General features: G+C 62.1%; 25 protein-coding genes, 2 tRNA genes and 1 pseudogene. 11 read left to right on the top strand and 17 right to left on the bottom strand.

All coding sequences use genetic code 11. The features are described from left to right. Positions 1-145 precede the first annotated feature (145 nt). Complete coding sequence (locus ABIE33_RS03715; protein WP_429121526.1) at positions 146-1,195, bottom strand: helix-turn-helix domain-containing protein; 1,050 nt, start codon at positions 1,193-1,195, stop codon at positions 146-148. A 165-nt stretch (positions 1,196-1,360) separates the two neighbouring features. On the opposite strand from ABIE33_RS03715, the gene ABIE33_RS03710 reads away from it, so the two are divergent. Together ABIE33_RS03710 and ppdK are read left to right on the top strand one after the other, a co-directional pair. After that, positions 1,361-2,071, top strand: a complete 711-nt coding sequence (locus ABIE33_RS03710; RefSeq protein ID WP_429121524.1) for a hypothetical protein — start codon at positions 1,361-1,363, stop codon at positions 2,069-2,071. A gap of 137 nt (positions 2,072-2,208) precedes the next feature. Then, positions 2,209-4,875, top strand: coding sequence for a pyruvate, phosphate dikinase (ppdK, locus tag ABIE33_RS03705; RefSeq protein WP_429121521.1), 2,667 nt, complete (start codon positions 2,209-2,211; stop codon positions 4,873-4,875). 172 nt (positions 4,876-5,047) lie between these two features. On the opposite strand, the gene ABIE33_RS03700 is transcribed toward ppdK, so the two are convergent. Further along, the gene (locus ABIE33_RS03700) at positions 5,048-5,329 is read right to left on the bottom strand and encodes a hypothetical protein (protein ID WP_429121519.1); all 282 of its coding nucleotides are present in this window, start codon (positions 5,327-5,329) and stop codon (positions 5,048-5,050) included. Between the two features lie 361 nt (positions 5,330-5,690). After that, positions 5,691-6,080: a hypothetical protein gene (locus ABIE33_RS03695; RefSeq protein WP_429121516.1), complete on the bottom strand. Its 390-nt coding sequence runs from the start codon at positions 6,078-6,080 to the stop codon at positions 5,691-5,693. A gap of 260 nt (positions 6,081-6,340) precedes the next feature. On the opposite strand from ABIE33_RS03695, the gene ABIE33_RS03690 reads away from it, so the two are divergent. Further along, positions 6,341-7,249 (top strand): DUF1499 domain-containing protein, encoded by a 909-nt coding sequence (locus tag ABIE33_RS03690; protein ID WP_429121513.1) that lies wholly within the window; start codon positions 6,341-6,343, stop codon positions 7,247-7,249. 21 nt (positions 7,250-7,270) lie between these two features. Here the strand turns inward: ABIE33_RS03690 and ABIE33_RS03685 are convergent, their stop codons facing one another. The 3 genes from ABIE33_RS03685 to ABIE33_RS03675 are packed head-to-tail and all read right to left on the bottom strand — an operon-like array spanning position 7,271 to position 8,963. After that, positions 7,271-7,723, bottom strand: coding sequence for a thiol-disulfide oxidoreductase DCC family protein (locus ABIE33_RS03685; protein ID WP_429121510.1), 453 nt, complete (start codon positions 7,721-7,723; stop codon positions 7,271-7,273). A 2-nt stretch (positions 7,724-7,725) separates the two neighbouring features. Further along, the gene (locus ABIE33_RS03680; protein WP_429121508.1) at positions 7,726-8,649 is read right to left on the bottom strand and encodes an MBL fold metallo-hydrolase; all 924 of its coding nucleotides are present in this window, start codon (positions 8,647-8,649) and stop codon (positions 7,726-7,728) included. A gap of 17 nt (positions 8,650-8,666) precedes the next feature. Further along, complete coding sequence (locus tag ABIE33_RS03675; RefSeq protein WP_429121507.1) at positions 8,667-8,963, bottom strand: cupin domain-containing protein; 297 nt, start codon at positions 8,961-8,963, stop codon at positions 8,667-8,669. Between the two features lie 214 nt (positions 8,964-9,177). On the opposite strand from ABIE33_RS03675, the gene ABIE33_RS03670 reads away from it, so the two are divergent. Together ABIE33_RS03670 and ABIE33_RS03665 are read left to right on the top strand one after the other, a co-directional pair. Further along, positions 9,178-9,252 (top strand) — tRNA-Gln (locus tag ABIE33_RS03670). A gap of 154 nt (positions 9,253-9,406) precedes the next feature. Beyond that, positions 9,407-9,808 (top strand): hypothetical protein, encoded by a 402-nt coding sequence (locus ABIE33_RS03665; RefSeq protein WP_429121505.1) that lies wholly within the window; start codon positions 9,407-9,409, stop codon positions 9,806-9,808. Positions 9,809-10,164: 356 nt separating this feature from the next. Here ABIE33_RS03665 and ABIE33_RS03660 read toward each other — a convergent pair whose 3' ends face one another. Together ABIE33_RS03660 and ABIE33_RS03655 are read right to left on the bottom strand one after the other, a co-directional pair. After that, positions 10,165-10,599, bottom strand: a complete 435-nt coding sequence (locus ABIE33_RS03660; RefSeq protein ID WP_429121502.1) for a hypothetical protein — start codon at positions 10,597-10,599, stop codon at positions 10,165-10,167. A gap of 380 nt (positions 10,600-10,979) precedes the next feature. Then, positions 10,980-11,102, bottom strand: a complete 123-nt coding sequence (locus ABIE33_RS03655; protein ID WP_429121500.1) for a hypothetical protein — start codon at positions 11,100-11,102, stop codon at positions 10,980-10,982. Positions 11,103-11,352: 250 nt separating this feature from the next. Here ABIE33_RS03655 and ABIE33_RS03650 point away from each other — a divergent pair. Both ABIE33_RS03650 and ABIE33_RS03645 read left to right on the top strand, forming a co-directional pair. Next, a tRNA-Pro gene (locus ABIE33_RS03650) sits at positions 11,353-11,429 on the top strand. A 325-nt stretch (positions 11,430-11,754) separates the two neighbouring features. Then, the gene (locus ABIE33_RS03645; protein ID WP_429121497.1) at positions 11,755-12,174 is read left to right on the top strand and encodes a hypothetical protein; all 420 of its coding nucleotides are present in this window, start codon (positions 11,755-11,757) and stop codon (positions 12,172-12,174) included. 168 nt (positions 12,175-12,342) lie between these two features. Here ABIE33_RS03645 and ABIE33_RS03640 read toward each other — a convergent pair whose 3' ends face one another. Beyond that, entirely contained in the window at positions 12,343-12,522 is a 180-nt protein-coding gene (locus tag ABIE33_RS03640) for a hypothetical protein (RefSeq protein ID WP_429121494.1), read from the bottom strand. A 209-nt stretch (positions 12,523-12,731) separates the two neighbouring features. Between ABIE33_RS03640 and ABIE33_RS03635 the strand changes: the two genes are divergently transcribed. Continuing rightward, positions 12,732-13,691 carry a bile acid:sodium symporter family protein gene (locus tag ABIE33_RS03635; RefSeq protein WP_429121492.1) on the top strand — a complete coding sequence of 320 codons (960 nt, stop codon included), beginning with the start codon at positions 12,732-12,734 and terminating at the stop codon, positions 13,689-13,691. A gap of 456 nt (positions 13,692-14,147) precedes the next feature. Continuing rightward, the gene (locus ABIE33_RS03630) at positions 14,148-14,291 is read left to right on the top strand and encodes a hypothetical protein (RefSeq protein ID WP_173419267.1); all 144 of its coding nucleotides are present in this window, start codon (positions 14,148-14,150) and stop codon (positions 14,289-14,291) included. A gap of 31 nt (positions 14,292-14,322) precedes the next feature. Here the strand turns inward: ABIE33_RS03630 and ABIE33_RS03625 are convergent, their stop codons facing one another. The 6 genes and pseudogenes from ABIE33_RS03625 to ABIE33_RS03600 form a co-directional block, all read right to left on the bottom strand. Next, positions 14,323-14,517, bottom strand: coding sequence for a hypothetical protein (locus tag ABIE33_RS03625; protein ID WP_429121489.1), 195 nt, complete (start codon positions 14,515-14,517; stop codon positions 14,323-14,325). Between the two features lie 148 nt (positions 14,518-14,665). Then, the gene (cysN, locus tag ABIE33_RS03620; RefSeq protein WP_429121487.1) at positions 14,666-16,171 is read right to left on the bottom strand and encodes a sulfate adenylyltransferase subunit CysN; all 1,506 of its coding nucleotides are present in this window, start codon (positions 16,169-16,171) and stop codon (positions 14,666-14,668) included. Further along, positions 16,171-17,124, bottom strand: coding sequence for a sulfate adenylyltransferase subunit CysD (gene cysD / locus ABIE33_RS03615; RefSeq protein WP_429121484.1), 954 nt, complete (start codon positions 17,122-17,124; stop codon positions 16,171-16,173). The genes cysN and cysD overlap by 1 nt, the downstream gene beginning before the upstream one ends. A 46-nt stretch (positions 17,125-17,170) precedes the next feature. Further along, on the bottom strand, positions 17,171-17,926 hold the full coding sequence (locus ABIE33_RS03610) for a phosphoadenylyl-sulfate reductase (protein WP_429121481.1): 756 nt from the start codon (positions 17,924-17,926) through the stop codon (positions 17,171-17,173). Between the two features lie 234 nt (positions 17,927-18,160). Then, positions 18,161-19,525: pseudogene (locus tag ABIE33_RS03605) on the bottom strand (methyl-accepting chemotaxis protein); the annotation flags it as partial. Between the two features lie 77 nt (positions 19,526-19,602). Then, on the bottom strand, positions 19,603-19,998 hold the full coding sequence (locus ABIE33_RS03600) for a hypothetical protein (RefSeq protein ID WP_429121479.1): 396 nt from the start codon (positions 19,996-19,998) through the stop codon (positions 19,603-19,605). A gap of 269 nt (positions 19,999-20,267) precedes the next feature. Here ABIE33_RS03600 and ABIE33_RS03595 point away from each other — a divergent pair, with 269 nt between their 5' ends. Both ABIE33_RS03595 and ABIE33_RS03590 read left to right on the top strand, forming a co-directional pair. Then, a complete protein-coding gene (locus ABIE33_RS03595; protein ID WP_429121476.1) occupies positions 20,268-20,657 on the top strand; it encodes a DUF6152 family protein in 390 nt (129 codons plus the stop codon). Continuing rightward, complete coding sequence (locus tag ABIE33_RS03590) at positions 20,654-21,133, top strand: DUF2214 domain-containing protein (RefSeq protein WP_429121473.1); 480 nt, start codon at positions 20,654-20,656, stop codon at positions 21,131-21,133. Before ABIE33_RS03595 ends, ABIE33_RS03590 begins: the two co-directional genes overlap by 4 nt. Positions 21,134-21,141: 8 nt before the next feature. On the opposite strand, the gene ABIE33_RS03585 is transcribed toward ABIE33_RS03590, so the two are convergent. Together ABIE33_RS03585 and ABIE33_RS03580 are read right to left on the bottom strand one after the other, a co-directional pair. Next, positions 21,142-21,777 (bottom strand): flavodoxin family protein, encoded by a 636-nt coding sequence (locus ABIE33_RS03585; RefSeq protein WP_429121471.1) that lies wholly within the window; start codon positions 21,775-21,777, stop codon positions 21,142-21,144. A 162-nt stretch (positions 21,778-21,939) separates the two neighbouring features. Continuing rightward, the gene (locus ABIE33_RS03580) at positions 21,940-22,836 is read right to left on the bottom strand and encodes a sigma-70 family RNA polymerase sigma factor (RefSeq protein ID WP_429121469.1); all 897 of its coding nucleotides are present in this window, start codon (positions 22,834-22,836) and stop codon (positions 21,940-21,942) included. Positions 22,837-23,025: the final 189 nt, after the last annotated feature.

Raw genomic sequence — 23,025 nt, 5'->3', positions numbered from 1 at the left:
TACAGGACTGAAACGGCTCGCCATGATGGGATATTCGCCGATGTGCCCCTCATCGCCTCATAACATTAGATGTCGATGATGGATGCTGCAATGTGCAGTCATGAACCGACGGTGTCAGCCGTCAGCGCCACACGTCGGCTTGGCTCTAAGCGGCGTTCCGAAATTCGGGCACGCGCTGCTGTTCGCGCCAGGAGGAAGGACTCTTGCCGGTGACGCGCAGGAATTCGCGGTTGAAGTTCGATTTCGTCAGGAAACCGGCCTCGAAGGCGATCTGCGTGATTGCCTCGTCGGTCGCCGAAAGCAGCCGGCAGGCTTCCTCGACCCGATAGTTGTTGACATATTGCGAGACGCTGATGCCGTGGATCCGGTTGATGGCGTTGGAAATCCGCCGTGCCGGCACGCCGAGTTTGCGGGCGATCCGCGAGAGGTTGAGTTCGAGATCCTTATAGAGCGCTTTCCTGCGCATCAGGTCGTCGACGCTCCGCACAATCTCGGCATCTTCTTCGGTCGCAGTGCGCTCTTCCGGCAAAGGCGCCGCGCCCTGCCGTTCGCTGTCTGTGGATGCGTCTAAGCTGGCGATCGACGCGGCGGTGCCGAGAATGAGCAGGGCGAGCACGTTGCCTGCTGCAACGATCGCGCCGGAATAGGCGCCACCATAGCGCGTCTGGTCGAGGCCGATGGCGACGTCGCTGAGAGCCGAGGCGACGAGCGCCCATCCGGTGAACTGCAGCGAGCGGTATGATCTAAGCACGCCATCGAGGCGCGAGGCGACCAGTGCGTTCGGACCCAGCCGCGCAAGCCAGAGCAGGGCAAACCCGTAGCCGAGAAAGAACAGAATGATCGCCGTGCCGACTGCATCGCGCCAGGCAAACATCATTACCCCGACGATGAGTGCGGGCAGCAGGTGCCAGGCGATTTGCCCCATGCGTGGCGACCCGTCGTTTGCAAGGCTGCTGAAGCAAACCCATGCGAGCGCCGCATTGAACGTCGCAAGCATCGCCTGCGCCGGCAGTATGGCGCGGATATCGTAGCCCCACCGAACGCCGATCAGCACGGATTGCAGCGCATAGGCGCTGACAAGCAGCAGGAACAGGCGCTGCTCGAAGGTCATGGTCTCATCGCGTTGCCAAAGCATCCGGACAATCACGATCATCAGCAGGAGGGAAACGACGAAGGGGAGCGGCACAAACAGCATGAGCAGGTGAATTCTTCGGAAGGGAGGTAGGAGCGAACGTCAGGATGATGCCCTTGATTGCGTTCATGGTCGACCCAAAACGCGATCAAGGTCGCGGCCGATATCGATTTCAGGCGAGCTATTCCTGTCCGGCGATGGTGCCAGACCCAACGAATGGAGCGTCAAATGTTGATCGGACCGCCAGCAATGGTTCTCGCCCCCATCCTTCTCGTCGCCCTGGCGAGCAACGCCGAGACATCGGCGAGGGACATCGATATCACCAGTGTCACGGCGATCGTCGCGACGGGTGACGCAAGCGCAATCGAACTCACCAGCAACGATGCCTTGCCCTACAACGCCTCGGTCGAGAGTAGGCGGTCCGGGTGGTTCGCAGCCTTCTATTCCAGCTGGTTTTACAGCGATTGCCTAACGGAAACCCGGATGCGCGTCGAAGGTTCAACCCTTTACGTCGATGTGGCAGCGCCCTCTTGGCCGGAACTGAAGGAGTGCAAGACCGAGCTTCGCGCCAACCTGAAAAAAGGAGCGTCCATCTCTGTGCAGCAACCGGCGTTTCAAGCCACGCTTCAGGGTGAGTTTTCGAGTGTCGCGCTCAAAGGCAAGGCAGCAGATGTTTCGATCGAGGGCCACGTCGGACAGGTCAGGCTCGATGTGGACGCCCTGCGGGTGCGGCTGATCTATGAGAAGACCCGGCAGTCCGAGACCGTGGAGATATCCGGAAAGGCGCTCGACATTCACCTCGGCTTCGATGCCGCCAGTTTCATCGACTATCGGGTGACGGCCACGGCCTCCTGGATTGACAGTTCGCGAACGGCGATCCCCGGTGCGAAGCCACAGGTTCGCATTGAAGGGGAGATGGTTCGAGCGACGATCCGCTGAGCCTCGTCTTCCGCCGCGGTGCGTTCGGTAGTCGGAAAAATGATGCGATGCAGCATAAATCTTCGGCGGGTGCATTTCCAGGCTGAAGCATATACTGTAAATCGTCATAAAAGACTGTTTCTGGGTGGAGAGCAGGCATGATGAAATGGGTATACACCTTCGGTGGGGGCAAGGCCGAAGGGCGTGCGGGTGATCGTGACCGGCTGGGCGGCAAGGGTGCGAACCTTGCCGAAATGTGCAGTCTCGGCCTGCCGGTGCCGCCGGGGCTGACCATCATCACCGATGCTTGCAACAGCTATTTCGACAATGGCCGCGAAATGCCCGAGGGCCTGCGCGATCAGGTCCGCGAAGGCATTCGCCGGATGGAGGACGTCACCGGCCGGGTCTTTGGCGACACCAACCGTCCGCTGCTGCTTTCTGTGCGTTCTGGCGCCCGCGCCTCGATGCCGGGGATGATGGACACAGTCCTCAATCTCGGCCTCAACGATCAGTCTGTGCATGCGCTCGGTCACGACGCCGGCGATGCGCGCTTTGCCTGGGACAGCTATCGCCGCTTCATCCAGATGTATGGCGACGTCGTCATGGGCGTCGACCATGACGTGTTCGAGGAAATCCTCGAAGACGAGAAAGCCCGCCTCGGCCACGAGCAGGACACCGAGCTTTCCGCGGTCGAATGGCAGCATGTCATCACTCGCTACAAGGATGCGATCGAGGAAGCGCTCGGCGAGCCGTTTCCGCAAGATCCGGAAATCCAGCTCTGGGGCGCCATCGGCGCCGTCTTCTCCAGCTGGATGAACCCGCGCGCCATCACCTACCGCCATCTGCACAGCATCCCGGCGGCCTGGGGCACCGCGGTCAACGTCCAGGCGATGGTCTTCGGCAATCTCGGCAATTCGTCGGCGACCGGTGTCGCCTTCACCCGCAACCCCTCGACCGGGGAGAACGAGCTTTACGGCGAGTTCCTCGTCAACGCGCAGGGCGAGGACGTGGTTGCCGGCATCCGCACGCCGCAAAACATCACCGAGGCCGCCCGCATTGCGTCCGGCTCCGACAAGCCGTCGCTTGAGAAGCTGATGCCGGAGGCTTTTGCCGAGTTCCGCGCGATCTGCGACAAGCTCGAGCGGCATTATCGTGACATGCAGGACCTAGAATTCACCATCGAGCGCGGCACGCTCTGGATGCTGCAGACGCGCTCCGGCAAGCGGACGGCCAAGGCCGCGTTGAAGATCGCCGTCGACATGGCGGAGGACGGGCTGATCTCGAAGAACGAGGCGGTCGCCCGCATTGATCCGGCTTCTCTCGACCAGTTGCTTCACCCGACGATCGATCCGCATGCGCGCCGCGATATCATCGGCTCCGGCCTTCCGGCTTCGCCGGGGGCTGCAACAGGCGAGATGGTCTTCACCTCGGAAGAGGCCGTCCAGGCCGACAAGGAAGGCCGCAAGGTCATCCTCGTACGCATCGAGACCAGCCCGGAAGACATCCACGGCATGCACGCCGCAGAAGGCATCCTGACCACGCGCGGCGGCATGACCAGCCACGCCGCGGTGGTCGCGCGCGGCATGGGCACCCCTTGCGTTTCCGGTGCCGGCAGCATCCGTGTCGATCTGCGCAACGAATTGCTGATCACGCCGAGCGTGACGCTGAAGAAGGGCGACATAATCACCATCGACGGCTCGTCCGGCCAGGTGCTGAAGGGCGCGATCGCCATGCTTCAGCCCGAACTGTCGGGCGATTTCGGGAAGATCATGGCGTGGGCGGATGCCAGCCGCCGCATGACGGTACGCACCAATGCGGAAACGCCGGCCGATGCGCGCGCCGCGCGCTCCTTCGGCGCCGAGGGCATCGGTCTCTGCCGTACCGAGCACATGTTCTTCGAGGATGGCCGCATCAATGTGATGCGCGAGATGATCCTGGCGGAAGACGAAGGCGGCCGGCGCCTGGCGCTTGCCAAGCTGCTGCCGATGCAGCGCTCGGACTTCGTCGAACTCTTTTCCATCATGCACGGCCTGCCGGTGACGATCCGGCTACTCGACCCGCCGCTGCACGAATTTTTGCCGAAGACGGATGAGGAAATCGCTGACGTTGCCGGCGTTTTGTCGCTGGATCCGTCGGCCCTGCGCCAGCGCGTCGACCAGTTGCACGAGTTCAACCCGATGCTCGGCCATCGTGGCTGCCGTCTGGCTATCTCCTATCCGGAAATCGCCGAGATGCAGGCTCGTGCCATCTTCGAGGCGGCGGTCGAAGCCGCTCGCGAAACCGGTGCTCCGGTCGTGCCTGAAATCATGGTGCCGCTCGTCGGCTTGCGTGCCGAACTCGACTACGTCAAGGAACGCATCGATGCGGTGGCAAAGGCGGTGATCGGCGAAGCCGGGATCGACATCGACTATCTCGTCGGCACGATGATCGAGCTGCCGCGCGCCGCCCTGCGTGCCCACGTGATAGCCGAAGCCGCCGACTTCTTCTCCTTCGGCACCAACGACCTGACCCAGACGACATTCGGCATTTCGCGCGACGACGCCTCGCAGTTCCTGGCGACCTATCAGCAGAAGGGTATCATCGAGCAGGATCCCTTCGTCTCGCTCGATTTCGACGGGGTCGGCGAACTGATCCAGATCGCCGCGGAACGCGGACGCCGGACCAAGAACGGCCTGAAGCTCGGCATCTGCGGTGAACACGGCGGCGATCCGGCCTCGATCCGCTTCTGCGAAGAAGCGGGCCTCGACTATGTCTCCTGTTCGCCCTTCCGCGTGCCGATCGCCCGGCTCGCCGCCGCGCAGGCGGCAATCAACGGCAAGGCGTGAGGCGGCATCGATGCCGGCCATAACGTCAACGCCCCGGGCCAAGATGTGTCCGGGGCTGCTGCATGTTCCTTAAATCGTGTTCGATTTAAGGAACATGCAGCAATTCAAAGTGCTACAGCGACCTTTGCGCGTCTAATAAGACGTGCGGCGCTGTAGGTATCTCGTTTCAGAGTTACCTGGCCTGCACGATAACCGGGCGGGCAATGACGACCGGCCGGTTCCAGCCCCACATCATCATATCATTGTCGTAGCGGAAGCTGCGCGCCTCTGCGCGGCGGTCAAGCTCGATGCGCTGCAGGCAGGTGGCGAACGCATCGGTGCCTCGCCGGAAGCCGTAGGAGGCGCAGGTGTTGCCGTCGGCGACGCGCCGCTCTTCGGGCGTCATCGTCTGGCAGGCCGCAAGCAAGAGCCCGATGGCGGCAAGGGTCAGCAGTTTGGTCTTCATTGTATTCATGCCTCCTGAGCGGATGCAGATCGGCTCGGCAAAAGATCGGCTTTGCTTGTGCCCGAACCGCATCCTTGTCAGAAGGCTGTTGGGCACACCGCGTCGCTCAGGTCTTTACCGCCGCCTGCAGGACAGAGCTCTGCCGCATGGCGGGCCGTTGTGTCCACCCTGATTTTTTCGGGTATGGCCGTAAAGATCGGTAGGGTGGATCGTGCAATCGCGGGTCGAGGCTTCGGCGCAGCCACAAGCCCAACTCTGCGCCTAAGGTAGAAACGCACGACACGGATTTCGCATTCACGATTCAATCGCATGGAGGCATGATGGGACAGCCGGCAGGCGGCCGTCAATCTGTTTTCCGTAAGCCCGGATGTCACATCCTCTCAAGCACGCCGACAAAGGATTCGGCAAAGCTTTTCAGGTCCTGCGTGTTCTCGCCGGGGTGCTCGAGCCGGATCGTCGAGCCCTCTTCCTCCAGGCAGACGAACAGGATTGGCGACGCGTCGCCCTTGGTCTCGCCGAGACGAAGGACGGCGATGCTCAGGCAATCGTCGATCAGGCCGGAGGCAGGCAAGGCAAAGAGAAATTCGCCGCCGACATTGTCGGCCACCGTGCGGATGAAGGCGGTGAAATCGTCCTTGCTTCCGGAGAAACCGTCGAGGGAAAGCTCCAGCTCCAGCAGCGCCATTGGGATGCCGGCGTCAGCCGGCGGAGGCGGTGCTGCGTGGGTGGCTGTTGCCACGGCTGCTTGCGATGCGACCATGATGTCTCTCCATCTTGCCGTGCTGGATCCGTTCCCAGGCGTCGGCCATTGCCTCCGGTTGATGATCCACTGCGGTCTTTGCCGCCGTGCGGGCATATTCCTGATGTCTGATAGGTGGTTAACGAGAATGGCGATTTTGCGGCAGGTGACTGCCGGCGCTCGGCACAGGTCTCCAGCCGCATCCTATTGCCTGTTTTCACGGCCCCGGCCATGGTCTAAGAATGCTGGTCTGTTTCGATGCAGGGGATTGATTCCGTTATATGATGGTCCGGTACGAGCGCCCCTATTCCTACGCCGCCCATTGGGCGCGCCGCTTTGCCCGCATAGCCTTTGCGATCTTCGTCCTGTCCTTGGCTGCGCACCGGTTCGGCCCGTTGACGACGCCGCATTTCCTTGGACTGGTCGGGCTTTCCGGTGCCTTTGCGCTGCTCGGTGTCCTGCTTGCCGTGGTGGGGCTCGCTCGACTTTGGCAAGTTGCCGCGATCGGCGGCATTGCCTCCGCCTCGGCCCTTGTCTATGCCGCGCCGCCGCTCGGTTTCATCGGTTTCGGCGTCGCGCAGTACCTGACCCGACCGGCGATCTACGATGTCAGCACCGACACAGTGACGCCCCCACCTTGGCTGAAGGTGCCGCAGACTGAAGAAAGCTGGCTGAAGCGCAATCCGGCTGTGACGCCCGAAGATCGCGAAGCACAGATTATCGCCTATCCCGGCCTGACCGGACGACGATACGACGGTGCGCTCGACCGCGTTTTCCAGGGTGTGCGCAATGTCGTCGAGAAAACGCGTGTCGGCGTCACGCAGGAACTCGGCGTCGAAAACACACGCGCTGATCTTGAAGATCTGGCGGTCCGGCCGAATGCCGGCGCAGACGCCACCGCTGAACCGGAGAACATACCCGTGCCGGAATCCCGGCCGGAATTGGCGCTGGAAGGCGCCATTCCGGGACGGCGTTCCAGCGATGTCGTGCTTCAGGGAGAATGGCGTACCCTGATTGCCGGTTTTCGTTTCGATGTGCTGATCCGCCTGCGCGAAGAAGCGGAAACGACTTTCGTCGACCTGCGTGTCGCGTCTCGCTACGGCCAGCACGACCTCGGGATCGCCGCCGCCTTCGCCGACCAGTTCCTGCGGGCGCTCGATGCGGAGCTGCTCGGCATCGCCGGCGATTGATCAGTCAAAGCACCGTGCGTCTCAAGCGATGAAACGGTCGCGCTCTTCCGCGGTCGGTACCATGCAGGTCTGGCGGCGCCCGGCGATCCGGTAGCGGTTCCTTGCAACGAGATCGTAGAGCGGGTCGCGAAGGGCAGCAGGCAGGACACGGCAGACATTTACCAGCGACCATGGCAGGCCGAGGCCCGCAAGCGTGCGGATCGATCCGTCCGATTTGAAGCGCGCAACACCGTTCTCGATCAAGATGTTGCTCTCATAGTTCTCGGTATCGAGACCGTAGTGCCGGTAGAGCGCCTGGCCGAGCGGTGATTGCGCCGTCAGGTAACGATAGCGCGCCTGCCGGTCATGGCGCAGCATGAAGCGCACCCAGCCCGAGCAGAAGATGCATTCGCCGTCAAAGACGATCACCGGCCGATCGTCGGGAAAGCGCGGTACCGACGGGTCGTCGCGGTAGCTGTGGGCTTGCCGCCGCATCTTCAGCCGGCCCCTCCCGGCGTCAGGCGATAGTCGCCGAAAAGGGAAGGCGGCCCATCGGTCTCAACGCGCCCCTGTTCGACCAGGTCCTCAAGATGCGCCAACACGGAGAGGGCGGCTGCGCCATGCAATCGCGCGTCGGTCGAGGCATAGATAACCTTAACCATGTCGGGGATCTTGCCGTCGCCGGCGCGGACGCGCTCGAGCACGGCGCGCTCGCGCATGCGGCGGTGGGCGCGCAGCCCCCTCAAGAACGAGGCCGGCTCGATGACGGGCCCGCCGTGGCCGGGCAGATAGAGCCGGTCATCGCGCGTCAGCAGCTTTTCCAGCGAGGCCATGTAGTCTGCCATGGCGCCGTCCGGCGGGGCGACGATCGTCGTCGCCCAGGCCATGACGTGATCGGCGGAAAAGACCGTGCCGGTGCCGTCGAGCGCGAACGCCATATGGTTGGCGGTGTGGCCGGGGGTGGCGAGCCCCGTCAGCGCCCAGCCGTCGCCTTCGATCCGTCCGCCATCGGCAAGGATGATGTCCGGCGCGAAATCCATATCGGAACTCTCGGCAAAGGGGTTGATCTCGCCCTCATGCAAAGGTCTGGCGGCACGGTGTGGGCCTTCGCCGACGATTGCGGCGCCCGTAGCGGCCTTCAGCCGCCGCGCCAGTGGCGAATGATCGCGGTGGGTGTGGCTGACGGCGATATGGGTAACCTCGCGCCCCTCCAGCGCCGTCATCAGCGCCTGGAAATGCGCCTCGTCGTCCGGGCCCGGATCGATCACCGCCACCGAGCGATTGCCAACGATATAGCTGTTGGTGCCGTGAAAGGTGAAAGGGCCGGGATTGTTGACGGTGATGCGCTGTACGCCGTCGGCAACGGTCACCGCCTCGCCATGCGCCGGCTTGAAGTCGAGATCGAAGTCGGGACCCTGCATGCGTCGCTTCCTGGCCTTCACTTGTATTCGATCTCGATGAACGACATCGGTTCGCTACCGGCATTGATGACATTGTGCGCCATGCCAGCCTCGCGCCGATAGGCGGCCCCCTTGGCGATATCCACCCGGCGGTTGCCGCCTTCCTCCTCCAGCAGGAACTGGCAATCGGTCATCGGCACGACGACATAACCCAGACCGTGGACATGATGGCCGGTATCGGCGCCGGGTTCGAAATCCCATCGGGTAATGCGCACCACCGCGTCGTCGACAAGAATGCTGGGCACGGCGGGCGGGCGGGCGCGAAACTGGCTCATAGGGGTCTCCATTTGCGTCGGACAATAGGAGGGGACGAACGGGAAGGGAAGGGCGCTACGGTGCCGGGCGCTGGTGTTTCGCCAGGGGCGAAGTGTATGCTGACATACAAAGCCCAACAAAACCGCTCGAACCACAAACTTAATCATTGTGACGCGGCACGAGCTTTGCTAATCAGGCGCTCGATTTGGCGAGTCTATTTCTCGCCAATTCCGTTGGGGCGTAGCCAAGCGGTAAGGCAGCGGTTTTTGGTACCGCCATCCCCTGGTTCGAATCCAGGCGCCCCAGCCATTCCTATTTTAACAACAGATACAGCCCCTGGCAGGACATTCGGGGTCAATCGTCTTGTCATCTTGGGTTGTCGGTGGCGCCAACACCTTACTTGCAACCCAACTTCCTCATAACTAGGGTTGCGGGTCAGTAACCCCGCATAAGAAGAACCCCCATGAAAAACAAACTGCTCATACTTGCCATCGGCGGACTGGCGTTGTCCGGTTGCGTGTCACAAGAACAAGTCGATAGGGTCATGGCCTCGCAGCGCGAGCCGTCTGCCGCCATAAAGCAGAGTATAGTCAAAGGCGCGCGCGACTACCTGATTGATCAATACTCCGTGCGCGATGCGGAGATTTCGAGTGTCACGGACGCTACGCCGAACGGCAAGATTCAGTTGGTTTGCGTGAGGGCGAATACCAAGAATGCTACGGGAGACTATACAGGGCGCTCAACGATTTCGGTTCGGCTAATAGGATCGCGCGCGGTAAGCGCAAACCCGAACGCCTCTGCCTGCGGCATGCCGTTGCTGCAATGGTATCCGTTCCCCGAACTCGAGAATTTGAAGAACGTCTAAAAACGAAGCCCGCCGACGAAAATCGGCGGGCTTCGTTCTTCAGGTCCGACGCTTCTTCCACGCCGCGGTCATCGCGTTGACCGTCGGTTGCACGGGTCGCCGTGGCACCTCGCGATCTACACCTTCCAAAAGCAGCGCAGCGGCTTGGCGCCCGTCTATGTTCTCAGATGGCCCACGCCGAGAACAGCCAGGGTTGTTTCCGCATAGATCAATCGGCCATGCGCTGTTCGACCATCAATACCGACGCGTTGCGGCAGTCGCTCACTCCGGCCGTTCCGCTTATCCGCTGCCGAAACACAAAACCCGCCAACGGACGCTGGCGGGTCTCGACTATCCGTCTTTGAATGTGCTGGGTATCAGCTTGCCTGTGCAGCCGGCTTTTCCGCCTTGGCGCCGCCGAGGAATTCTTCGCACCAGCTCGGGCCGCCGGCGCGCTTGTGGTCGCCGACCAGACGGATCGAACGGATGACGTAGTCCGACGAGACGGTGAGTTGCACCGAGCAGCTCAGGTATTCCGTGCGGGCCGACGAGATACGCTTACCGCGCTTGCCGTCCTTGCCGGTTTCGTACTGGGCCGGAACCTTGCGAGTCTTGTAGCCGCCCTTCCAGTTGTAGACGGTGGAGCTGCCGCTTTCGACGTCGGAGAGGGGAGGACCATACTGGGCGAAGAAGCCGCCGGCCGGCTGACCGAGCCAACGGGATTCAACCGCATTTCTGGAAATCCCCGTCGTCGTGGTGCAGCCTGCGAGCGCAAGCGCGAGGCCTGCCACCGTCATCATGCGGAAGTTCATGTTTTCGTCCCTTTGGCTCTCGTTCTGAAATAGGCGTGGCGCGCAGGCCCCAATCCCCTGAGTTTGCGCGCTTTCCGTTGAGCCTCTAGCGCCAAAAGCCGGCAAAGAAAATCCGCAGTCTGCATTCTATTTAAGGAAAATGCGAAGCGTTGCAGAAAGTCCCTATCTGGCCCCGGAAACCTCACGGCAACGTGATCCGTTGGGGCAGATCTCGGTGTCTTCGCGTGCCACTGCGGCAGGGGAAACCGTTGTCTTTAGCGGTGCGAATCGCTCGGCAGCGAGGGTTACCTGAAGGGCGAAGTCTTTGGGCAGAGGGACAGGCTGGCTTCTTGCTGCTGCGCAGGCGCGCTCTGTGTCTGGCAAGAGCTGCTCCGGTGGGTCTACTCCCCGATCAGCTTGCAGCCGATCTTGGTGGCGCTTCCGGCGATCGCCTTCAGCGGGCCGTCGTAGACATCGCAATCAAGCAGGTTGTCCGGGCCGCTGCGACGGGCAATGGCGGGCAAAGACCTGCAGCGGAGGCAGCAGGCAATCAACACAGGCCATCCCCGTCAGGGGGGGCCTTCCAAGCGGCGGCAATCATCTTCAGTCTCGGTCGATTGTTGGTGTGCCTGACGGGTGTGTCGGACAAGAGGCGGATCGCAGTTTCGACCGGGGTTTTCCACTGTTCCGGCTTTTTTGGTGAGACCGAGAAGGTTTTTCGAAATAGGTGCTTGTGCAATCCAAATGCCTGTTCTATAGAGGCGCCGCTGGTCACGGAGTGTAGCGCAGTCTGGTAGCGCACCACGTTCGGGACGTGGGGGTCGGAGGTTCGAATCCTCTCACTCCGACCAGCTAAATCAATCCCTTAATTCCTATTCTGTTCCGCCCGTTTTGAGTGCGGACCGATTGCAGACGCCTTCAAAGCGCGCAAGCCGTGTGCTTGTGAAATTCGTCTCCGCACGACTTGATGAAGGCGCTGGCCGCTAATCCACTCTCCGCCCCGTTCGATATCTCCTCGAAGTTCTATTGCGGCGGCGATCCTTTCCGGCGCGCACTTCGCAGGCGTGATCGCGCCGTTCGTCGAATATCAGTGCATTGCTGGATGTTCGACTTGCTGGATCATAACTATGGGTTGTAGTTTCGGCCGCTATATCGTCGTTGTCGAGAGGAGAAGGAATGTTGATCAAGCGGGCAATAGTCGCATCGGCGCTGGTTCTGGCGAGCCACGGACTGGCACAGGCGCAGAGCTGCGAAAAGAATTTCAAGGTATCCGGGGTGCCGCTGGTGACGGCCATCAGTTACAAGACCTGGCAGGAATTCTCCAAGTTGAAACCCGACACCGCTTTGCAGCGGCTTGCCCAGGGCGTTGCCGCCGAAGGGTTCTCCGGCATCAAGGTCAACAAGTCGCTCGGCACTGTCGACGCATTCCAGGAAACGACCGGGTCGGGCCGCATCCAGACGCTGCGGGTCGTCGCCCGCAAGCGCGGCGCCGGCACACGCGTCGATGCCATCTTCGACATCCAGGCCGGGCAAGTGACCTCCAAGGACATCGTGCGCGACGGTCTCTGCAACATCATTCGCTCGGCGACGGAGTAGTCGCCAGGCGGCTGCTGGCCGTTCGTTTGCGCGACCAACTCCAGTCGGAATGGCGGCTGCAAGGCCATGTGGACAGTCAGGCGCCCCGCCGTCGCGCGATCAAGTACAGGGTGGAAGCGAACTGTGCCGCTGGGTGGCGGCACAGCGGCATGCGATTACCCCGCGTTTTCAGCCCCGTTTTTCCAAGGCCCTCAGTACCGACTGGCCAATTGCCTGCGCCTGCAGCATCGAGGAGAAGTTGCCCTGGGCCGGATGGGTGACGCCGCGATACTTTACGACAAAACACCATTTGCCGTTCAGGCGCTTTTCGACGGTCACGGTCGTCTCCGGTTTTTTGTCCGTGGTCATCTTCGTCTCCTTGAGATCCTGTGTGTCGTCGCGTGAGAACTGCCTGATATCCGCATGACGCGGCCCATGTCCATATGCGTCTCGTTTGTGTCTGATGTCATGGCGCGATCGGCACAAAATTGCGACAACAGGCAGTTTTGTGTTCGAAGCGTGTTGAAGCCGCCGGTCGCGGCGCCTAGACAGCCCTCATCACGCCAAGGAGTAAAATTTTGAAGGCTGTCGCATCGTTTTCCGCATTTGTCGGGCGCACATTCGCGCTCTGGGTCATTCTTTTCGCCGTTCTCGGCTTCGTCTTCCCGGATATTTTCAAGCAGGTCACGCCCTATATTGTCACGCTGCTTGGCATCATCATGTTCGGCATGGGCCTCACCATTTCGCTCGACGATTTCAAGGAAGTCGCCAAGCGCCCGTTTGAGGTCGGCATCGGCGTCATTTCGCAGTTTCTGATCATGCCGTTGCTGGCGGTACTGTTGACGGCCATCATCCCGATGTCACCGGAAGTGGCCGCCGGTGTCATTCTTGTCGGTTGCTGCCCGGGCGGCACCTCCAGCAATGTCATGACGTACCTGTCGAAGGGCGATGTCGCGCTGTCGGTAGCCTGCACCAGCGTGACCACGCTTCTGGCGCCCGTCGTTACGCCGTTTCTCGTATGGACCTTTGCCAGCCAGTATCTGCCTGTTGACGCGATGGCGATGTTCATGAGCATCGTCAAGGTCGTGCTGGTGCCGCTGGCGCTGGGCTTTCTCCTGCAGAAGCTGTTGCCGGGCCTGGTCAAGGCCGCCGTGCCGGCACTGCCGCTGGTCAGCGTGGCGGGCATCGTGTTGATCGTTGCCGCCGTCGTCGGCGCCAGCAAGGGCGCGATTGCCAGCTCCGGCCTGCTGATCTTCGCCGTCGTCGTCCTGCACAATGGCCTCGGCTATCTCCTGGGCTTTTTCGCCGCCAAGGCCGCCGGCCTGTCGCTTGCCAAGCGCAAGGCGATCGCGATTGAGGTGGGCATGCAGAACAGCGGGCTCGGCGCGGCCCTGGCCAATGCCTATTTCTCGCCCGTGGCTGCCGTGCCGAGCGCGATCTTCAGCGTCTGGCACAACATTTCCGGTGCGCTGCTTGCAAACTACTTCGCCAGCCGCACGGAAGACGAAAACGTCGAGCCCGCGGTCAGCACCCGCTGATCGGCAACTATGCATCGAATGACAGGAGAGGGCTCGCAAGGGCCCTTTTTGTTGCATGGCCAAAGCCTGAAAGGATCCATGGCCAGGCGGACTGTCCCACGGCGTTCGGAAACGGTGAAACAGGCCTATCGATCATCATGATCGACGCGCCAACTTACAAATGCCCGGGTGAATTTGAACCCAAGTAGTTCGCGACCGCCAATCAAGGTGAAGCAATGTCGACAGGTGTCCCATTTCGGGACGATCCCGCCTTCGGCGTCGCGCGTGCGGCCATCTTTCCGATGGTTATCGCGATGGCGGAAGCCTCGGGTGAGGGGCATCTCCATCGCCGCACCCGCCTACGTTGGGCATCGCTATTGTTCAATTGGAAACGGCCTGTTCATTGAATGATGTCTTATCAGGGTGAACAATAAGCGCGATATTATCTTCAACAATCGTTCTCCCAGTGAGGCTCAGATGTTGAAGGAACCGATATTCACATTCCGCGAGATCGCCATATGGTCTGCCATCCTCGGCAGCGTGGTCGGATACCAGCTTTGGCAGCACGCGGATCCCGCGCCGCTGACGATGGTGCTTCCGAGCATCGAGCAGCGGTCGTAATTTCAACAGCACGCCGATGCGGCGCGAAGCGTTACTCCTCCGGCATTCCGTTGCGCCGTGCCGTCTGCAGCAGTTCGATCTCGCCAGCCGTCGGCCCAAACTGGCTCTGAAGCCGTTTTGTTTCCTCTGCGTCCAGCCGGTACTTTCGTGCAAAGGCCTCGATCGTCATGGCCCGCCCCAGAAAGCCTCGGCGCGGCACGTCTTCCCGTTCATGGTCCAGCATCATGGCTGCTCCTCCTTCCCGGTGCTTGGGAAGTAGTGCGGCAGGTCGTTCCGGGAAGAGGGGGTAGGAGCAATCTTGCGAGGCATCAAATAAATCAGCAGAAACGAAAAAGGGCCCTCGTGGGCCCTTTTTGATCTTGGGATATCGGCGATCAGCCGTCGATCGTGTCGATGATCTCGCTTGCCCGGCCAGCGCTGACGCGACGCACTTCGGCATCCTCGCGACGCCCTGCAAACAGCTCGGTTGCCATAAGCTGATCGGCGAGATCGGCAGGCAGCGACAGGATCACGCGGGCATCTTCCGTATGGATGCCGCCAAGTGCCGAGCGCTTGGCCGTGATCATCCCACCGGCCACCGTGTTGTTGGTGTCGGGGTCGATCAGGATGAAGGCGCCCGTCGTGCGGTTCTGCTCGTAGGGGTCGAAAATCGCCTGTTCGTCGAAGGCAAGGTGAACCTTGCCGATGGCGTTCATCGACAGCTGGTCCGCATGCTCCCACTTGCCCGTCTTCAGGTCCAGCTGGCTTGCCGGCTGCACCTGGACACGCTGGCGGCGGCTGCCGCTTTTCAGCCAGTAGCGCTTGCCCGGCTGGATGCCATCAGGCTGCAGCGCGACGATATGGGCGTCGAAGGCAAGGCCCGTCAGCGGCTGACTGTCGATGGCGACGATCATGTCGCCGCGCGAGACGTCGACCTGGCGGTCGAGCACCAGCGTGATGGCATCGCCGGCAACCGCCGCGTTGCGTACCAGATCGAAGGTGACGATCTTGGTGACGTTGGCAACCATGCCCGAGGGCAGGATCACGACGCTGTCGCCGGGCTTCACCGCGCCGCCGGCAACCGTTCCCTGGTAGCCACGGAAGCTTTCGCCCGGGCGCGAGACGCGCTGCACGGGCAGGCGGAAGCCAACGGTCTGGGAGGAGCGTGTCGTCGCCAGTTCAAGCACTTCGACGAGCGTCGGCCCCTCGTACCAGGGCATCGAAGCGCGGCCGTCGTAAACGACGTTCTCGCCTTTTAGTGCCGAAAGCGGAATCGCCGTGACCTGGCGCACGCCGAGCGACAGCGCAAGCTCACGAAATTCGTGGCTGATCTGGTCGAACCGGGCGCGGTCATAGTCCGTTAGGTCGATCTTGTTGACCGCCAGAACGAACTGCTTGATGCCCATAAGGGTTGCGATCGTCGCGTGCCGCCGGGTCTGCTCCAGCAGACCGACACGGGCGTCGACCAGCAGCACCGCGAGGTCGGCCGTCGAGGCACCGGTTGCCATGTTGCGGGTATATTGTTCATGACCGGGTGTGTCGGCGACGATGAAGGAGCGCTTGTCGGTGGAGAAATAACGATAGGCAACGTCGATGGTGATGCCCTGTTCGCGCTCGGCCTGCAGGCCGTCGAGCAGAAGGGCAAAATCCGGCAGACCCAGGTCGTTCTGCTTGCCGTTGGAATCGCGCCGCAGCGTTGCCGCCTGGTCTTCCTTGACCGCCTTGGTGTCCCAAAGCAGCCGGCCGATCAGCGTCGACTTCCCGTCGTCAACCGAGCCGCAGGTGATGAGGCGAAGGGGGCGGCTGTCGCGCGTTGCGCGCGCCGTTTCGAAGGCCGGAAACGCCAGAACGTGAGCGGCTGCGTCTTCCTGAACGGCATTCGCGGTTGCTGGTGCGGTCATCAGAAATATCCTTCGCGTTTCTTCTTTTCCATCGAGCCGGATTGGTCACGGTCGATGGCGCGGCCCTGGCGTTCGGATACGGTCGCGGTTTCGAGTTCGGAGATGATGTCGTCGAGCGACGTGGCGCCGGAGCGGATGGCGCCGGTCAGCGGGAAACATCCGAGCGTGCGGAAGCGGATCACTTCTTCGCGCTTGGTTTCACCCGGCAGCAATTCGAGGCGCGGATCTTCGGCAAGGATCATCATGCCGTCGCGTTCGACGACCGGGCGCTTCTTGGCGAAATAAAGCGGCACGATCGGAATGTCTTCGGCCTGGATGTAACGCCAGATGTCGACCTCAGTCCAGTTCGACAGCGGGAATGCACGCACGCTCTCACCCTTACGCACCATGCCGTTATAGACGTTCCAAAGCTCGGGGCGCTGGTTGCGCGGATCCCAGCGGTGGTCGGGGGTGCGGAAGGAGTAGATGCGCTCCTTGGCGCGCGAGGCTTCTTCGTCGCGGCGCGCGCCGCCGAAGGCGGCGTCGTATTGGCCGGCGTCGAGCGCCTGGCGCAGCGCCTCGGTCTTCATGATGTCGGTATAGAGCGCCGAACCGTGGCTGAACGGCGTGACGTTCTCTGCCGCACCGCGCGGATTGACGTGCTCGATCAGGTCGAGGTCGTAGCGCTTCACGATCTCGTCGCGAAACGCGATCATCTCGGCGAACTTCCAGCCGGTGTTGACGTGCAAAAGCGGAAAGGGAACGCGGCCGGGATAGAAAGCCTTGCGCGCCAGGTGCAACAGCACCGAGGAATCCTTGCCGATCGAGTAGAGCATCACCGGGCGTTCGAACTCGGCGGCCACTTCGCGGAAGATGTGGATCGCTTCGTTTTCAAGCGCCTTCAGATGCGGGTCAAGCGGTGGCTTGGTGCTCTGCGGGTTGTGCAGTTCCGTTTCCGGATGGGTAAGGGGCATTTCAGTCTCCGGGAGGATCTTTGTCTTGGGAGGAGCGCGCCAGCCCTCAGGCGGCGCTGCTCGAAGTCGGGATGATGGAACTGGCGGTCTCCGGGACGTGAAGCCCGCATTCGCGCTTCTCGTCGTTTTCCCACCACCAGCGGCCGGCACGTTCGGGCTCGCCCGGCTTGATGGCGCGGGTACAGGGCTCGCAGCCGATCGAGGGATAGCCGCGCGCATGCAGCGGGTTTGTCGGAACGGCGTTGGTGGCGACGTAGGTGCGGATGGTTTCAATGTCCCAGTCGGCCAGCGGATTGATCTTGATGAGGTCGCGCTCGGTATCTGCCTCGGCAAAGGGGGTCGCTGCCCGGTTGCCGGACTGGCCGCGGCGAAGCCCCGTCACCCAGTAGCTGGCACCTTCCAGTGCACGCGCAAGCGGCTTCAGCTTGCGCACGTCACAACAGGCATGCCTGGCTTCGACGCTGTCGTAAAAGCCGTTGGCACCATATTGCGCTGCATAGGCGTCGACGTCTGCCTTTTCCGGATGATAGCGCTTGATCAGGATGCCGTAGGTCTCTTCCGTCTTGTCGATCAGCGCCACCGTCTCGTTGAAGAGGCGGCCGGTCTGCAGCGTGGCGACATCGACCGCCAGCCGGTTCTTGCCGATGACGGCCGTGATCACCTGATCTTCGATGCCGAGCGATGTGGTAAAGACGGCGCGGCCTTCAAGGCCGGCGACGAGCGCGAGACGCCCTGCGAGATCCAGGCCTTCAAGCGCTTCGTTCAGAGCTTTCGCGGTAGCGTCGAGGGGTGACGTGGTCATGGCTGCGTCCTGTTCCAACTTGTCAGGAATATCGCAGCCGCGTGTGGCGAGGGACAGAAATAGCGGTTTCTAATGCTGGGCGTTTGGAGCAAATCTGCCTCTCAGATCGAAAAGCAGTGAAAAACGTAAGATAAGCTAGTAAAATACTAGACTTTATACTTCCTTTCGCGTCGTTGCCCGGCCTTTACATCAAGAAGCGCGGCCCCTTCGGTCCGCGCTTCAACTGGTGATCGGTCAACGATGCCGGTCAGAACTCTGCCCGGCCTTCTCCTGCTCGGCTCCCGGATTGCGATAAGCAGCCGCAAGCCGGCGGCCGAGCCCGTGCGCCGGCGACGGAGCCTGCGGCTCGCCCGACGCGTTGCGCACGAGATGCATCGGCGCCTGGCGCTCGTTGCCGGTCTTGAAGCGCATCAGCAGATCGTTGAGCGCGCCGGCCTCGCGGGCGAGGCTGTGGCTTGCCGCCGTCGACTGCTCCACCATCGCCGCATTTTGCTGCGTGCCCTGGTCGATCGAATTGACGGCGGTGTTGATCTGCTGGATGCCGGCCGCCTGCTCGCGGGCGCTTTCGACGATGGCCGTCACATGCGCGCTGATTTCCTGCACCTCGGCAATGATGCCCTCGAGCGCCGTTCCGGTCTCGCGGACCAGGTTGACACCGGATTTGACCTGGGCACCGGAGGTGGCAATCAGCACCTTGATCTCCTTGGCGGCCTGCGCCGAGCGTTGGGCAAGCTCGCGCACCTCCTGGGCGACGACGGCAAAACCCTTACCGGCCTCGCCGGCGCGGGCCGCCTCGACACCGGCATTCAGCGCCAGCAGGTTGGTCTGGAAGGCGATGTCGTCGATGACGCCGATGATGCTGGAGATCTCGCGGGAGGAGGCCTCGATGCCGCTCATGGCGGTGACGGCATTGCCGACGATCTCGCCGGATTTTTCCGCCGCGCCGCGGGTTCTGGTCACCAGGTTTCCGGCCTCCTCTGCACGCCGGCTGGCATCCGCCACGGTCGTTGCGATCTGGTCGAGTGCCGCCGTCTCCTCGACGGAGGCCGCCTGCTGTTCGGTTCGTTTCGACAGGTCGCCCGCCGCCGAGCGGATCTCGCTGGCGCCGGCATTGATGCTGCGGGCATTGTCGCCGACAGAGCGCAGGGCGTCCTCGAGATTGCCGACCGAACTGTTGAAGTTGGTGCGAAGCGCATCGAGACGCTCTGCAAGCGCAGTGCCGATGCGATAAGTAAGGTCGCCCTCGGCAAGGCGGCCGAGCCCGAAGGCCAGCGCTTCGACAGCCGCCTGGACTTCAGCTGTTTCCCGAGCCTTCTGCGCGTCGCGCTGTTCGCGTTCGCGCTCCGAAAGCGAGCGGTTTGCCTCGGCTTCCTGCTCCAGTCTCTGGCGCTCGAGCGCATTGTCGCGGAAGACGGCAACGGCCCCGGCCATCTGACCGATCTCGTCCCGGCGCCCTTCGCCTGAGATTGCCGCCTTGAGATTGCCGGCAGCGAGCTGGCGCATGGCTTCGCGCAGCTTCGTTAGCGGCCGGAAAAGCCCTGAGATGACGAACCACACCGTTGCTGCGAGTATTGCCATGGCGAAGCCGGCGATCACGGTCTGCCAGAGGGCCAGATTGTCCTTTTCGGCCCTGGCTGCCTTGAGTTCGCTGTTTGCCTCGGAAAGCTGCAGCTTGATCAATTCGCTGTCGGCGCGGCGAGGGGGTCGACGGAGGCATAGAGCCTGGTGTCGACGAAGCGTTCGAGCTCGGCCTTGTCCTGCTGCTCCATGATCTGCATGAGGCCGCGGATCGACGCGTCGCTTGCGACGCGGGCTCTGTCAAAAGTCTCCGTGAGCTTCTTTTCTCCCGGCGTGAGCCTTGTCGCTTCATAGGTGCGCCATTGCCCGTCGATTGTGGAAAGCGCGGCATTGATCGCGTCCTTGCCTGCTCCCCAGCCAAGTGCGCCGCTTCGCACCTTGTGGGTCGTGTCGACGATCTCGACGGCATACATGTCGGAGACGGTCTTCAACTGATCGACCGGCAGCAGCCGATCGGCAACGATGGATTCCGTGCGTTTGGAAACCGATGTCATCGCATTGCATGCAGCAAATTGCCGTCATGGCACATCCGCCAAGCGTTCGCTCCGTCTTATCTAGACATAACAACCGGAGATTAAGAATGGCTAAATTGTAAGCTGCTGAACAAGAATAATGCAACCATCAGTTCGCGGCCGTGCGGCGCGTGGCGATGCCACCATCGCCTGACAGCCGGATTGCTCAAGATTTGTTGAACGAGCGATGCTTTCCCATCCGACGCTTCGGGTTCAATCTTGCGGCCCCGAGGCAAATTAGGGAGTGGGAGATGATGACATCCTTTCCTGGGCGCGTTCTTGTCGGAAGCATGGTGACGTTGCTTCTGGTCACAGGCGCCCACGCCCATCACGGCTGGTCCTGGGCGGAGGCGGACCAGATCGAACTCGCCGGCACGATCCGCGAGATTTCGATGGCGCCGCCGCACCCGACGCTTCAGGTCGAAACCGAAAAGGACGGGCTCTGGCGTGTTGAGCTGGGCAATCCCAGACAGACGGAACGGTCCGGCTTCGTCGAAGGTGTTGCCAAGGTTGGCGACCAGATCGTGGCGCTTGGCAATCGCTCGCTCGACCCGAACGAGAAGCGCATGAAGGCGGTGCGCGTGACGGTGGCCGGCAAGACCTTTGACATTTACCCGGAACGTATCCGGACCGGTGGATGAGTGCGGCGGAGCTGCTGGAGTGGCTCGCCGCGTGGCCGCTGGCATCGGCGATGCGGCGATCCGCGATCCTCTACCTCGTCGTCAACGCGGCCCACATACTGGCGATCGCGCTTCTGATCGGCGCGATCGTGCCGTTGGATTTGCGGTTGCTCGGTTTCTTCGGCAACACCTCGCTTGAAGTGCTTGGGCCGTTTCTGTCACGCGCGGCCGCGGTCGGTCTGTGCCTGGCGATCGTGACCGGTCTCTGCCTCTTTAGCGTTCGGCCGGCGGCCTATGCCACGAACGCTGCGTTCCTCGCAAAGATCGGTCTGCTCGGGGCCGGCGCCGCCAATGCTGTCAGTGTGCATCTGGGCGGCGCCTGGCGGGCCGCCGTAAATGGCGGCCCGGTCTCACGACGCGTTCGTGTCTCGGCGGCGGTCTCGTTGACAGCGTGGCTGGGCGCGCTTCTGGCCGGGCGCTGGATCGGCTTTCTCTGATCGCGCCTCTATCGGTCGCTTGCCGTTCTCCACGCGGGGAGGGCAGGCGCCTGCTCGACCGTTCTGCCACGCACGAACTGCAGCGTCGCCTCGGCCACGCGTTGGCCGAGATGCCTTGCGGTGGCGAGATCGGATTGCGGCGGCGCCAGATCGGCCCCTTGGTCGATGTTCGACTGCGCGCCGGCGCCCAGCCAGAAACCCAGCCGGTTGAGATCATCAGGCGATCCGGTGGTGGAGTGATTGGCCGGCGGCAGATCAAGATTGATCCAGTGCATGCCGTGCTGGGCAGCAAAGAGCGCGAGCTGCATCAGTGTCGCGAGCTTGTCGCCGGAAGCGGTTCCCGAATTGGTGAAACCGGCGGCGATCTTGTTTTTCCAGAGATAACCTTTGGCCATAACTGCGTTTGAACTTGCCTCCTGAAAAGACTTGAATGCGGCCGATGGGCCTCCGACATAGGTTGGGGTGCCGAAGATAATCGCCTCGGCCGAGAGCAGATCGCTCCAGCGCGCCGGCGCCTCTTCAACGGTCAAGAGCAGGCATTGCGCGCCGTCGACCCGCTCGATGCCGGTTTTGACGGCTTCTGCCTGTCGTGCGGTGTGGCCGTAGCCGCTGTGGTAGATGACGGCGATGCATGTGTTGCTCATGGTTCGGTCTCCATTGGTTTTTGGTGTTGGATTTGTCGCGCGAGCAAAGGCGCGCGCCGTCGGCGCGTGGCAGGCTTGCTGAAGCATTGGTCAGGGTCGCGAGCTGTCGGCTCCAGCAACTGCGCGTTGGAGTGCGACGGTCAGGGCGCGGCCATTTGCCGTTCAGTGAACGGCATGGCCGCCGAAATGTCGCAGCGTTTCCGGGAGATGTTTAAGCTTCTCCGGATTGCGGGTGACGTAGATGGCGGTGATCCGATCCTGCTCGATCTCAAGGGCAGTGGTCTGCAGGATCTCCCCATCTTCGATGGTGATGAAACCGGGCAGCCCATTGATGAAATCGTAACGCACGAGCCGCGACATCGTCTGGGCAAAGATCAGCGCCAGCGAGGCGTGCAGCTTCATCACTTTGTCTAGGCCGACGATCGGCCGTCTTGGTGCCACCGTCTTGCCGCCGCCATCGGCGTAGACGATCGCCTCGGTCGCAAGCAAGGAACGAAGCTGTTGCATGTCGCCGCCACGCGACGCCGCGAAGAAGGCGGAGGCGATTTCCAGGCCTCGTTCCCGTGGCATTGCAAAGCGGCGGCGGGCATTGCGGATATTGACGCGGGCGCGGCTGGCGAGCTGGCGGCAGGTTGCCGGTTTGCGGCCGATCGTCTCGCCGATTTCATCGAAGCTGACGCCGAAAACATCGTGCAGCAGGAAGGCTGCCCGTTCGAGCGGCGACAGGCGTTCCAACGCCATCATCAGCGGCAGGGTGATGTCGTCAAGGTCGTCGCTCTCCTCGACGATCGGTTCCGGCAGCCACGGCCCGAGATAGGTTTCGCGCCGCCGCCTTGCCGACTTCAACTGATCGAGGCAAAGTCGTGTCACGACCCGGCGCAGGAACGCCGATGGTTCCTTGACGGCCACGCGGTCGGCGTCGAGCCAGCGCAGGAATGCCTCCTGCACGATATCCTCGGCCTCGCTGACCGAACCCAGCATACGATAGGCAATGCGGATCAGTCGCGGACGCAGCGGGTCGAAGGTCGTCTTGACGTCTTCGTCTGTCATCTCGGCCATTACATCCCCCACTGCGGTGCACTACAGGCGGCCAAGCAATGGCCAGCGCGCATGCGGAGCCAGGATGGCATTGCCGCAGCGGTTGCGACAAGCGGATCGAGCTTCGCCGTCATGTTCGTCTCCTTCATCTCGGGCTCTTGAGAAGACAGGACGAGATAGCGTCGGTGAATGTGACATGCCGCAGACTTT

It is taken from the genome of Ensifer sp. 4252 (assembly GCF_050434565.1).
Lineage (GTDB): Bacteria > Pseudomonadota > Alphaproteobacteria > Rhizobiales > Rhizobiaceae > Ensifer.
Note: the sequence above shows the minus strand (reverse complement) of the source record. Positions and strands in the feature narration are given on the sequence as shown.

Bases quoted from the DNA above. Each gene is read 5' to 3' on its own strand.
- ABIE33_RS03715 (WP_429121526.1), bottom strand. From the start codon at position 1,195: ATGCTGTTTGTGCCGCTCCCCTTCGTCGTTTCCCTCCTGCTGATGATC.
- ABIE33_RS03710 (WP_429121524.1), top strand. From the start codon at position 1,361: ATGTTGATCGGACCGCCAGCAATGGTTCTCGCCCCCATCCTTCTCGTC.
- ppdK (WP_429121521.1), top strand. From the start codon at position 2,209: ATGATGAAATGGGTATACACCTTCGGTGGGGGCAAGGCCGAAGGGCGT.
- ABIE33_RS03700 (WP_429121519.1), bottom strand. From the start codon at position 5,329: ATGAATACAATGAAGACCAAACTGCTGACCCTTGCCGCCATCGGGCTC.
- ABIE33_RS03695 (WP_429121516.1), bottom strand. From the start codon at position 6,080: ATGGTCGCATCGCAAGCAGCCGTGGCAACAGCCACCCACGCAGCACCG.
- ABIE33_RS03690 (WP_429121513.1), top strand. From the start codon at position 6,341: ATGATGGTCCGGTACGAGCGCCCCTATTCCTACGCCGCCCATTGGGCG.
- ABIE33_RS03685 (WP_429121510.1), bottom strand. From the start codon at position 7,723: ATGCGGCGGCAAGCCCACAGCTACCGCGACGACCCGTCGGTACCGCGC.
- ABIE33_RS03680 (WP_429121508.1), bottom strand. From the start codon at position 8,649: ATGCAGGGTCCCGACTTCGATCTCGACTTCAAGCCGGCGCATGGCGAG.
- ABIE33_RS03675 (WP_429121507.1), bottom strand. From the start codon at position 8,963: ATGAGCCAGTTTCGCGCCCGCCCGCCCGCCGTGCCCAGCATTCTTGTC.
- ABIE33_RS03665 (WP_429121505.1), top strand. From the start codon at position 9,407: ATGAAAAACAAACTGCTCATACTTGCCATCGGCGGACTGGCGTTGTCC.
- ABIE33_RS03660 (WP_429121502.1), bottom strand. From the start codon at position 10,599: ATGAACTTCCGCATGATGACGGTGGCAGGCCTCGCGCTTGCGCTCGCA.
- ABIE33_RS03645 (WP_429121497.1), top strand. From the start codon at position 11,755: ATGTTGATCAAGCGGGCAATAGTCGCATCGGCGCTGGTTCTGGCGAGC.
- ABIE33_RS03640 (WP_429121494.1), bottom strand. From the start codon at position 12,522: ATGACCACGGACAAAAAACCGGAGACGACCGTGACCGTCGAAAAGCGC.
- ABIE33_RS03630 (WP_173419267.1), top strand. From the start codon at position 14,148: ATGTTGAAGGAACCGATATTCACATTCCGCGAGATCGCCATATGGTCT.
- ABIE33_RS03625 (WP_429121489.1), bottom strand. From the start codon at position 14,517: ATGATGCTGGACCATGAACGGGAAGACGTGCCGCGCCGAGGCTTTCTG.
- cysN (WP_429121487.1), bottom strand. From the start codon at position 16,171: ATGACCGCACCAGCAACCGCGAATGCCGTTCAGGAAGACGCAGCCGCT.
- cysD (WP_429121484.1), bottom strand. From the start codon at position 17,124: ATGCCCCTTACCCATCCGGAAACGGAACTGCACAACCCGCAGAGCACC.
- ABIE33_RS03610 (WP_429121481.1), bottom strand. From the start codon at position 17,926: ATGACCACGTCACCCCTCGACGCTACCGCGAAAGCTCTGAACGAAGCG.
- ABIE33_RS03600 (WP_429121479.1), bottom strand. From the start codon at position 19,998: ATGACATCGGTTTCCAAACGCACGGAATCCATCGTTGCCGATCGGCTG.
- ABIE33_RS03595 (WP_429121476.1), top strand. From the start codon at position 20,268: ATGATGACATCCTTTCCTGGGCGCGTTCTTGTCGGAAGCATGGTGACG.
- ABIE33_RS03590 (WP_429121473.1), top strand. From the start codon at position 20,654: ATGAGTGCGGCGGAGCTGCTGGAGTGGCTCGCCGCGTGGCCGCTGGCA.
- ABIE33_RS03585 (WP_429121471.1), bottom strand. From the start codon at position 21,777: ATGAGCAACACATGCATCGCCGTCATCTACCACAGCGGCTACGGCCAC.
- ABIE33_RS03580 (WP_429121469.1), bottom strand. From the start codon at position 22,836: ATGGCCGAGATGACAGACGAAGACGTCAAGACGACCTTCGACCCGCTG.